The sequence below is a fragment of the Brevundimonas sp. genome (assembly GCF_024711105.1).
Taxonomy (GTDB): Bacteria; Pseudomonadota; Alphaproteobacteria; order Caulobacterales; family Caulobacteraceae; genus Brevundimonas.
In genome coordinates this window covers 1-9,081 of record NZ_JANJTL010000104.1, presented here as the reverse complement: position 1 = coordinate 9,081, position 9,081 = coordinate 1, and the positions used below count along the sequence as shown (strand labels likewise).

8 protein-coding genes and 2 tRNA genes are annotated in these 9,081 nt (G+C 68.8%); all 10 read left to right on the top strand.

Annotation, left to right across the window (positions count from 1 at the left end; all coding sequences use genetic code 11):
- Positions 1-179 precede the first annotated feature (179 nt).
- A tRNA-Phe gene (locus tag Q0M60_RS07960) sits at positions 180-255 on the top strand.
- A 281-nt stretch (positions 256-536) separates the two neighbouring features.
- Positions 537-1,439, top strand: coding sequence for a MotA/TolQ/ExbB proton channel family protein (locus Q0M60_RS07955; RefSeq protein WP_296818053.1), 903 nt, complete (start codon positions 537-539; stop codon positions 1,437-1,439).
- Between the two features lie 5 nt (positions 1,440-1,444).
- Positions 1,445-1,888, top strand: a complete 444-nt coding sequence (locus Q0M60_RS07950) for a biopolymer transporter ExbD (RefSeq protein WP_296818051.1) — start codon at positions 1,445-1,447, stop codon at positions 1,886-1,888.
- Between the two features lie 10 nt (positions 1,889-1,898).
- Positions 1,899-2,642 carry an energy transducer TonB gene (locus tag Q0M60_RS07945; RefSeq protein WP_296818049.1) on the top strand — a complete coding sequence of 248 codons (744 nt, stop codon included), beginning with the start codon at positions 1,899-1,901 and terminating at the stop codon, positions 2,640-2,642.
- A gap of 150 nt (positions 2,643-2,792) precedes the next feature.
- Positions 2,793-3,545 carry a M48 family metallopeptidase gene (locus Q0M60_RS07940; protein ID WP_296818047.1) on the top strand — a complete coding sequence of 251 codons (753 nt, stop codon included), beginning with the start codon at positions 2,793-2,795 and terminating at the stop codon, positions 3,543-3,545.
- Between the two features lie 155 nt (positions 3,546-3,700).
- A tRNA-His gene (locus Q0M60_RS07935) sits at positions 3,701-3,777 on the top strand.
- A gap of 96 nt (positions 3,778-3,873) precedes the next feature.
- The gene (locus tag Q0M60_RS07930) at positions 3,874-5,784 is read left to right on the top strand and encodes a TonB-dependent receptor (RefSeq protein ID WP_296818045.1); all 1,911 of its coding nucleotides are present in this window, start codon (positions 3,874-3,876) and stop codon (positions 5,782-5,784) included.
- Between the two features lie 46 nt (positions 5,785-5,830).
- Positions 5,831-6,346 (top strand): YfiR family protein, encoded by a 516-nt coding sequence (locus Q0M60_RS07925; protein WP_296818043.1) that lies wholly within the window; start codon positions 5,831-5,833, stop codon positions 6,344-6,346.
- Position 6,347: 1 nt separating this feature from the next.
- Positions 6,348-8,120: an ATP-binding protein gene (locus Q0M60_RS07920; protein ID WP_296818041.1), complete on the top strand. Its 1,773-nt coding sequence runs from the start codon at positions 6,348-6,350 to the stop codon at positions 8,118-8,120.
- A 166-nt stretch (positions 8,121-8,286) separates the two neighbouring features.
- The coding region (locus Q0M60_RS07915; RefSeq protein WP_296818039.1) for a phosphoenolpyruvate carboxykinase domain-containing protein at positions 8,287-9,081 on the top strand (795 nt) is incomplete at its 3' end.

Below are 9,081 nucleotides of genomic sequence, written 5' to 3'. Positions count from 1 at the left end.
CGACGGTGCGCCGATGTGGATCTGCAGGGCTGGCTGAGCGGGCGCTACGCCATTCCGGCCGCGGACGATGAATCGGCTGCCCGGGACACGCCCTCGGAGGATTGACCGAACGGCCGCGGCGGGTGCTGGACAGGGTCCGGAGCCTCGCCTATAGACCCGCCTCCCGCGAGACCTCGCGCGCCTGGGTAGCTCAGTTGGTCGAGCAGCGGATTGAAAATCCGCGTGTCGTTGGTTCGAATCCGCCCCCAGGCACCATCCCCGCTCAAATCGTCAGCCCTACTGTGGCGGAACGCCGAAATCCGTTCTGTCATTCGGGTTCTCGCGACAGGCGAAACGCGAAACGAGCGCTTGACGCCTTCCCGGGCTTTCTTCAAAGCAGCTTGACCGTCCTTTTCAGGACGGAGAATTTCGCCGCGTTCGATGGCCGGGACGGAACGCCCAAGCCATCGTGCGCATTTTTGGGTTAAGGGGTGAGGCGGCTTCAAGACCGCTGAACCGGTCTCTTAGGTGCTGGACCAAGCAGGAACTGGCGAACGATGTCTGAAATGAAGAAATCCAACCTCCTTCTCGCGTTCGTCGGCGCCTTCGCGCTCATGACCGCCGCTCCGGCGCTGGCTGCGACGCCCGCCACCACCCCGCCGACCGGCGAGGCCACCGCTGAGGCTCCGGCCGAAGGCGCGGCCGCCACGACCGAGGCTCCGGCCGAAGTCGCGGCTCCGGCCGAGGACGCCGACGCGGTCACCGAGATCGAGCACGCCGGCGAGCTGACCATCGTCCAGATGTTCCTGGACGCCGACTGGGTCGTGAAGACCGTCATGATCGGCCTGATCCTGGCCTCGATCTTCTCGTGGACCCTGCTGCTCATCAAGCTGTTCGAGTTCGGCTCGCTGAACCGCAACTCCGACCGCTTCCTCGAAGCCTTCCGCAGCGCCCGGTCGATCGCCGACATGCGCCGCATCGCCACCTCGGACGAGTTCGAGGGCAACCCGATGGCCGACATGGCCGCCGCGGCGACCGAGGAAGTCGAGCTGTCGCGTCAGGCCGGCCTCGGCGCCAGCCACAACGACTCCACCATGATGCGCGCCCAGGCCGCGGTCGCCGCCGTCCAGGCGGGCCTCGCCAAGCGTCTGTCGGGCGGCCAGCAGTTCCTGGCCTCGGTCGGCTCGGGCGGTCCGTTCATCGGTCTGTTCGGTACGGTCTACGGCATCATGCGGTCGTTCATCGGCATCGCGAACACCAACACGACCAACCTGGCGGTTGTGGCCCCGGGTATCGCCGAGGCCCTGCTCGCCACCGGTATCGGCCTCTTCGCCGCTATCCCGGCGGTTATGTTCTATAACTACTTCCAAACCCGCATCTCGGGCTTCGGCACCCGCGCCGACCAGTTCGGCACCGAGCTCCTGAACGCCATCTCGCGCCAGCTCGACAAGGGGGCGTAAGCTAGATGGGCGCCAAGCTTTCAGGGCCTGGCGGTGGGTCGAAGTATACCGTCGAGCAGAACAGCGAGATCAACGTCACCCCCTTCGTGGACGTGATGCTGGTGCTGCTGATCATCTTCATGGTGGCCGCGCCGCTGGCGTCGGTTTCGGTGGAGGTGAAACTGCCGACGGCGGTGGCCGAGCCGCAGGAGAACCCGCCCAAGCCGGTCTACATCTCCATCCAGGCGGATGACGATGTGTGGCTTGGCGACGGTCGGACCTCGATCGAGACCCTGGGCGCCGATCTGGATCGTCAGATCGGCACCCGGAACCCGACGGAAGAGCGTATCTTCATCCGCGGGGACCAAGGGGTCCGGTACGGGCGCTTCATGCAGGTCATGAACGCGCTTCAGGATGCCGGGTATTACAGCGTCGCGCTCGTCGGCGAAGACAACGCGCCGTCGACGTAAGGGAGCGAGAATGACCGAAGAAGCCGTTCATCATCGCGACCCGATCCTGGACCCGCCGCGTCGCCGCCGGGGCAAGGGGCCGTTCGGCCTGAACAACTCGACGCTCCTGGCGATCGGCACGTTCATCGTCGGCCTGCACGCCCTGCTGTTCTATTACCTGTACAAGCAGCGGTTCGAACTCGAGCTGCGGCAGTATTCCGACCAGGCGGTCGAGGTGGAGCTGGTGGAGCCGATTCCGCCGCCGCCGCCCCCTCCGCCGCCGCCGCCGCCGCCGGACGTCCCGCCGCCGCCGAAGCTGCAGGTGCGTGAAGCGGTGACGCCGCCGATCAACGTGCCGGCTCCGCCGCCGCTGGTGGTCGAGACGACCAAGAAGGAAGACCGCGTCGAGTATCAGGGTCCGCCCCAGATCACGCAGTCGCCGCCGCCTCCGCCGGCCCCGCCGGCCCCGCCGCGGCCTTCGGTGATCACCAACCCGGACTGGGTTTCGCGTCCCTCGGGCGCCGACCTGGCCCGCTTCTATCCGCCGCGCGCGCTGGAGCGGGAAATCTCGGGCCGGGTGACCATGACCTGCACGGTCACGGAAAGCGGCGGTCTGTCCAACTGCTCGATCACCTCGGAGGATCCTCCGGGTCAGGGCTTCGGCCAGGCCACGCTGCGGCTGGCCTCGCGCTTCCGGATGCGTCCGGCCACGCGTGACGGCGCTCCCGTCGGCGGCGCCCGGGTCAGCATCCCGATCACCTGGCAGCTGGGCTAGTCCCAGACCCAGGAGGACAAGACAGAGCCGCCCCCGGACCCGGTCCGGGGGCGGTTTCGCTTTGACCGCCCGCCCTCAATACGGCCAAGCTTGGGAGCCAAACCGCAGCGCCCGCGTTTCCCGCCCGACCTTTCAAGAGGGAGTCATCCGATGACCAAGTCCGTTCTGGCCGTCGCCGCCGTGGCCCTGCTGGGCCTGCCGGCGCTGGAGGCCTGCAGCTATAACGAGGCGCTGGGCCGCAACCAGCTGGTGCTGGTCGACGACAACGCGCTGGCCCAAGCCGCGGCGCAGAGCTGGGCCCAGGCCCTCGCCAGCGAACGCGTGTCGCGCGACGCCGCCCTGAACGAGCGCGTGCGCCGCGTCGGCGGCCGCATCGTCCAGGCCGCCGGCATGGGCAACATGGCCTGGGAATACGCCGTCTTCACCAGCGACACGCCGAACGCCTTCGTCCTGCCGGGCGGCCGGATGGGCGTGACCACCGGCCTGCTGGCCCTGGTCCAGAACGACGACCAGCTGGCCGCGGTCATCGGCCACGAGGCGGCCCACGTGACGGCCCGTCACGCGGCCGAGCGGTATTCGCAGACGGCGCTGACCCAGACCGGCCTGCAGGTGGTTTCGGGCGCCGCCGGCGACTACGGCCGGGCGGTCGGCGCGCTCGGCGGCATCGGCGCCCAGGTGGGCGTGCTGCTGCCCTTCTCGCGCCAGCACGAACTGGAGGCCGACCGCATCGGCGTGGATTACATGCAGCGCGCCGGCTACGACCCCCGCCAGGCCCTGGCCCTGTGGCGCTTGATGGCGGCCCAGCGCACGGGCTCCACGCCCGAGTTCGCCTCGACCCACCCCTCGGACGCCAGCCGTATTGCGGCGCTGGAGGCGTATATCCGCGAGCGGGGGTGGGCCTAAGTTCAGGGACTAGGGACTAGGGAAGAGGGAGGAGAGGGGCGGCCGCAAGGCGAGAGGCCTGCTGACCTCATCCCTGGTCCCTAGTCCCTCTTCCCTCTCTTGCGCTTGAACCCCGCCGCGCCCACCGCTAGAAGCGGCGCCTGCTTTTGCAGCGTGCCGCCCTAGCTCAGTTGGTTAGAGCGCCAGATTGTGGCTCTGGAGGTCTCCCGTTCGATCCGGGAGGGCGGTACCATTTCTCCCCATATGTCCGCTTGCTGACGGACTGGAACCTGCCTTCACGCCAAGCGTTGCGGCAGTCACGGGGAGGTTCGACCTCATGAGACATGACGTGTTCCGGCGGCGTGTGGCCGCCGCGGCTGTGGCGACGGCGGTGGTGCTGGCGGGCCCGCCGGCATGGGCGCAGGATCCAGCCGTGCTCTTCCAGGGCATGGACTTCGGCGGACCCGACCTCAGCGACCTGTCGCTGGAGGAACTGGCCGACGTGGAGATCACCTCGGTCTCGCGGCGGGCCGAGCCCGTGTCGCAGGCCGCGGCTTCGGTCTTCGTGATCACGGCCGAGGACATTCGCCGTTCCGGCGCGCCGAGCCTGCCGGACGTGCTGCGCCTGGCGCCCAACCTCCAAGTCCAGCGGATGAACGCCGGTGAGTACGCGATCACAGCGCGCGGCTTCAACGGCTTCGAGACATCGAACAAGCTGCTCGTGCTGGTCGACGGGCGCAGCGTCTATTCGCCGCTGCATTCGGGGGTGTTCTGGGACAGCCTGAACATCGTGCTCGAGGAGATCGACCGCATCGAGATCATCAGCGGGCCCGGCGGCACCCTGTGGGGCTCCAACGCGGTCAACGGCATCATCAACATCATCACCCGGTCCGCTCGCGAGAGCCAGGGCACGCTGGCCTCAGTGAGCGTGGGGACAGAGGATTCCCGCTTCGCCTTCCGGCACGGCGGCGAATTCGAGAACGGCGCCTGGCGGGCGTTCATCACGGGCTTCGCGCGGGACGACACCTTCCGGCCGACCGGCGGGGACGCCACCGACGCCCTTGCCGGCGTGCGCGCCGGGTTCCGCACCGACTGGACGGCGGGGGAATCCGACTTCGTGCTCCAGGGTCACCTGTGGGACATCAACACCGCCGAGGACGACAACTACACCGGCGACCGGATCGACGTCAGCGGCGGGCACCTGCTGGGACGCTGGACGCAGCCCATGGCGGGCGGAGAGACCCAGGTCCAGGCCTACCTGGATCACAGCCAGCGCGTGGGCTTCGCCTTCGACGAGACGGTGCAGACAGCCGACCTGCACATCCAGCACGCGCGCCTGCTCGGCGGCCGGCACCAGCTGGTGTTCGGCGGCGGCTACCGTTGGATCTCGTCGGAGCTGGTGACAAACCCGATCTTCGGCTCGTTCATCGTGCCGGAAGAAGAGACGATACAGCTCACCAACCTGTTCCTGCAGGACCAGTTCGCGGTGACGGACCAGCTCACCCTGACGCTGGGGGTCAAGTTCGAGGACAACAGCTTCTCGGGCCAAGAGTGGCTCCCGAGCGCCCGACTGGCGTGGACGCCGCGGCAGGGAGGACTTCTTTGGGCGGCGGCGTCACGCGCGACGCGCACGCCCAACCGGATCGAGCGGGGCCTGTACGCGCCAGGCTTCCTGGAGCCGCGGGATTTCCAGTCCGAACTGCTGACGGCCTACGAGATCGGCTATCGCGCCGCGCCGAGGCCGAACCTGAGCTTCTCGGTCACGGCCTTCTATCATGCGTATGACCAGTTGCGGACCGTCTCGACCACGCCCGTCACGGTGCTGCCGCTGTATTTCACCAACAACGGCGCGGGCGAGACCTGGGGCGTCGAGGCCTGGGGCGCCTGGCAGGTGAACCCGCGCTGGCGCCTCAGCCTGGGCGTCCAGACGCTGGACAAGGACATCTCGGCGCCGCCAGGTACAGACATCACGGGCGTCATCTCCCAGGGGCAGGACCCCGACTATCAGGTGCTGCTGCGGTCGCAGGCGGACCTGACGGACCGGCTGCAGTTCGACGCCTCGCTGCGCGCCGTCGGCGAGCTGATCACCATCGAGGAGTATGTCGACCTGGACCTGCGGCTGGGCTGGGAGGTGAACGATCAGGTCGAACTGTCCATCTCCGGACGCGACCTGCTGACCGACGAGCGCGTCGAGACGGCCGATGCGCGCCGGCGCGCCTTTGGCCGCAGCGTCTTCGCGACCGTGACGGCGCGGTTCTAGACCGATGCGGGGGCGGGCTCTCGATCAACGACGACGAAGCCGGCTGGTGGCCGGAGCCATCGCGGCGTGGCTCGCGCTCGGCGCGCCCGCCGCCGTGGCGCAGTCGCTGGAGCAGCCGGTCAAGGCCAACTACCTCGCCCGCTTCGCGGCCTTCGTGCAGTGGCCGGCGCGGGCGGAAGGCAGCGGTCCGATCCGCGTCTGCGTGGTGGGCGCCGACCCGTTCGGCGCGGTGCTGGATCAGGCGCTGGCGTCCCAGACCGTCAACGGCCGCCGGCTGGAGGCGCGCCGCATCGCCCGCATCAGCGCGGGCTCAGGCTGTCACATCGCCTATCTGGGAGGTTCCTCGAGCCAGACGGTCGGCGAAGGCCTGGCGGCGGTGGCCGGCGAGCCGGTGCTGACCGTGACGGATGAGGCGCGGGGCTCGGCGCGCGGCGTCATCCATTTCACGATCTTCCAGAACCGCGTGCGGTTCCACATCGACGACGTCCAGGCCGGACGCGGCGGACTGAGCATCAGCTCGCGCCTGCTGAACCTGGCGCTCAGCGTCCGGTCGAGGAGCTGAGATGGCGGCGCTCAGCGGCCTCGTTGACCTGGCGCGCCGCAAGCGGTTCCCGCTGCTCGCATCGGCGGCGGTGCTCGTCCTGGTGCTGGCGGGCGTCCTCATCGCGGTGGTGGGCGAGAACAGTTATCGGCGGCAGTCGGCGCGGGAAGCCGGAGTTCAGGCGGAGATGCTGGCCTCGTCCGTGACGGCGGCGCTGGCCTTCGAGGACCGGGCCGAGACCCAGGCCATGGTCAATGCGACCCAAGTCAACTCGCGGGTTCTCGCGGCCGCTGTGTTCGACGCCCAGGGACGGCTGGTGGCCAGCTACACCCGTCCGGGCGAGACGGTGCCCCTGCGCACGCAGCGCCGCGAAGAGCTGACCGATTTTCAGGACGGCCGCCTGCGGGTGTTCCGAGAGGTGCGCGAGGCGGGCCAGCTGCTCGGCTTCGCGGGCTTGAAGCTGCAGGCGGATACGATGGAGTCACGCATCGCGCGGTACTCGGGACTGGCGATGCTGCTGCTGATGGCGGTGGTGGCCATCGGCGTGCTGGGCGCGGCCCAGGCTGCGCTGCGCCGCGCCAACATGGAGCTCGGAGAGCGGGCGGCGGATCTGGCCGAGTCAAACCGGCGGCTCGAGACCGAGATGCACGAGCGGGCCCGGGCGGAAGAGGCGCTGCGCCAGAGCCAGAAGATGGAGGCCATCGGCCGGCTGACGGGGGGCATCGCGCACGACTTCAACAACCTGCTGATGGTCGCCTCCAGCGGCGTCGACCTGATGGACCGCACCGAGGACGCCTCAAAGCGTGAGCGGCTGAAGGCGGGCGTCAAACAGGCGATCGAGCGGGGCGCGGCGCTGACCAAACAGCTGCTCGCCTTCTCGCGCGGCTCGGCGCTGAAGCCCGAGGTGGTGGACCTGGCCGCCCAGGTCGAGAGCATGCGGGTGCTGCTGGAGCGCTCGCTGCGGGAGGACATCCGCGTCGTCATCGAAATGTCCGACGACCTGTGGCCGGTCGAGGTGGACATCAACGAACTGGAGCTGGCGCTGCTGAACATGGCGGTGAACGCTCGGGACGCCATGCCGGACGGCGGCGCCCTGATCGTATCCGCCGTCAATGTGTCGGCGGACCGGGAGGACGGCCACGACTATGTCTGTCTGTCGGTGACGGACACGGGCACGGGCATGTCCGACGAGACCATGGCGCGGGTGTTCGAACCCTTCTTCACCACCAAGGAGGTCGGCAAGGGCACCGGGCTGGGTCTGTCGCAGGTCTATGGCTTTGTGCGATCATCCGGCGGCGAGACCCGGATCGAGAGCAAAGAGGGCCAGGGAACCACCATCTCCATGTGCCTGCCGCGATCGGGCAAGGTTCCGGCCGTGACGCGCTCCCCGAATGCCCGGCCCGCGCCGCGGCAAGGCCGCGGACGGGTCCTGCTGGTCGAGGACGATCACAGCGTGGCCGAGATGGTGTCGGAGATGCTTCGCGAACTGGGCTATCGCTGCGAGCGAGCCGAGAATGCGGACGCCGCGCTCGACCTGCTGGAGGCTGACGGCAAGTTCGACATCGTCTTTTCGGACATGGTGATGCCGGGCGAGCTGGACGGCCGCGCCCTGGCGCGCGAGGTGCGCGAACGCCTGCCTGGCATGGGCGTCCTACTGACGTCCGGCTTCAGCGCCGCGGCCGCCCAGGCCAGCGCCGAGGGCTTCCAGGTCCTGGCCAAGCCGTACCAGATCGAGGCTCTCGGAGAGGCCCTGGAAGTGGCCCGGTCGCGCAACCAGAGTCGGGCATCGGCTTGACGATTTGAGCCTCAGAGGCTCTAAGCCGCCCAAACAGGATCGCCTTCAGGCGGCCGGGCCCGGCAGCACGCGCAGACGTGTGGGGTGGCGACGTTCAGGAGACAGTGGCGTGACCACGCAAGTTCAAGTTCCGGGGCTCTCGCCCGCCCCGACGAAGCACCGTCGTTTGATCGAGTGGGTGGCCGAGATCGCCGCTCTGACCAAGCCGGACCGCGTCCGCTGGTGCGACGGCTCAGACGCCGAGGCCAATGAGCTGGCCGAGGAGCTGATCGGCAAGGGCACGCTGAAGCGCCTGAACCCCGAGAAGCGGCCGAATTCCTACTACGCCGCCTCGGACCCCAAGGACGTGGCGCGCGTCGAGAGCCGCACCTTCATCTGCTCCGAGAACGAGATCGACGCCGGCCCGACCAACAACTGGTCCGATCCCGCCGAGATGCGCGAGCGGCTGAACGGCCTGTTCGACGGCTGCATGCGCGGCCGGACCATGTATGTCGTGCCCTTCTGCATGGGTCCGCTGGGCTCGCCGATCTCGGCGCTGGGCGTGGAGATCACCGACAGCGCCTATGTCGTGCTGTCGATGCGGGTGATGACCCGCATGGGCGCGGGCGCTCTGGAGCAGCTGGGCGACGACGGCTTCTTCGTGCCGGCGGTGCATACGCTGGGCGCGCCGCTGGCCGAGGGCCAGGACGACGTGCCGTGGCCCTGCAACGACGAGAAGTGGATCGTCCACTTCCCCGAGAGCCGCGAGATCTGGTCCTACGGCTCGGGCTACGGCGGCAACGCGCTGCTGGGCAAGAAGTGCTACGCCCTGCGCATCGCCTCGGTCATGGCCCGCGACGAGGGCTGGCTGGCCGAGCACATGCTGATCCTCAAGCTGACCTCGCCGGAAGGCTCGGCGAAGTATGTCGCGGCCGCCTTCCCGTCGGCCTGCGGCAAGACCAACCTGGCCATGCTGGAGCCG

Excerpts from the sequence above, each read along its gene's own strand:
- Q0M60_RS07940 (WP_296818047.1), top strand. The coding sequence starts at position 2,793 with ATGACCAAGTCCGTTCTGGCCGTCGCCGCCGTGGCCCTGCTGGGCCTG.
- Q0M60_RS07945 (WP_296818049.1), top strand. The coding sequence starts at position 1,899 with ATGACCGAAGAAGCCGTTCATCATCGCGACCCGATCCTGGACCCGCCG.
- Q0M60_RS07950 (WP_296818051.1), top strand. The coding sequence starts at position 1,445 with ATGGGCGCCAAGCTTTCAGGGCCTGGCGGTGGGTCGAAGTATACCGTC.
- Q0M60_RS07920 (WP_296818041.1), top strand. The coding sequence starts at position 6,348 with ATGGCGGCGCTCAGCGGCCTCGTTGACCTGGCGCGCCGCAAGCGGTTC.
- Q0M60_RS07955 (WP_296818053.1), top strand. The coding sequence starts at position 537 with ATGTCTGAAATGAAGAAATCCAACCTCCTTCTCGCGTTCGTCGGCGCC.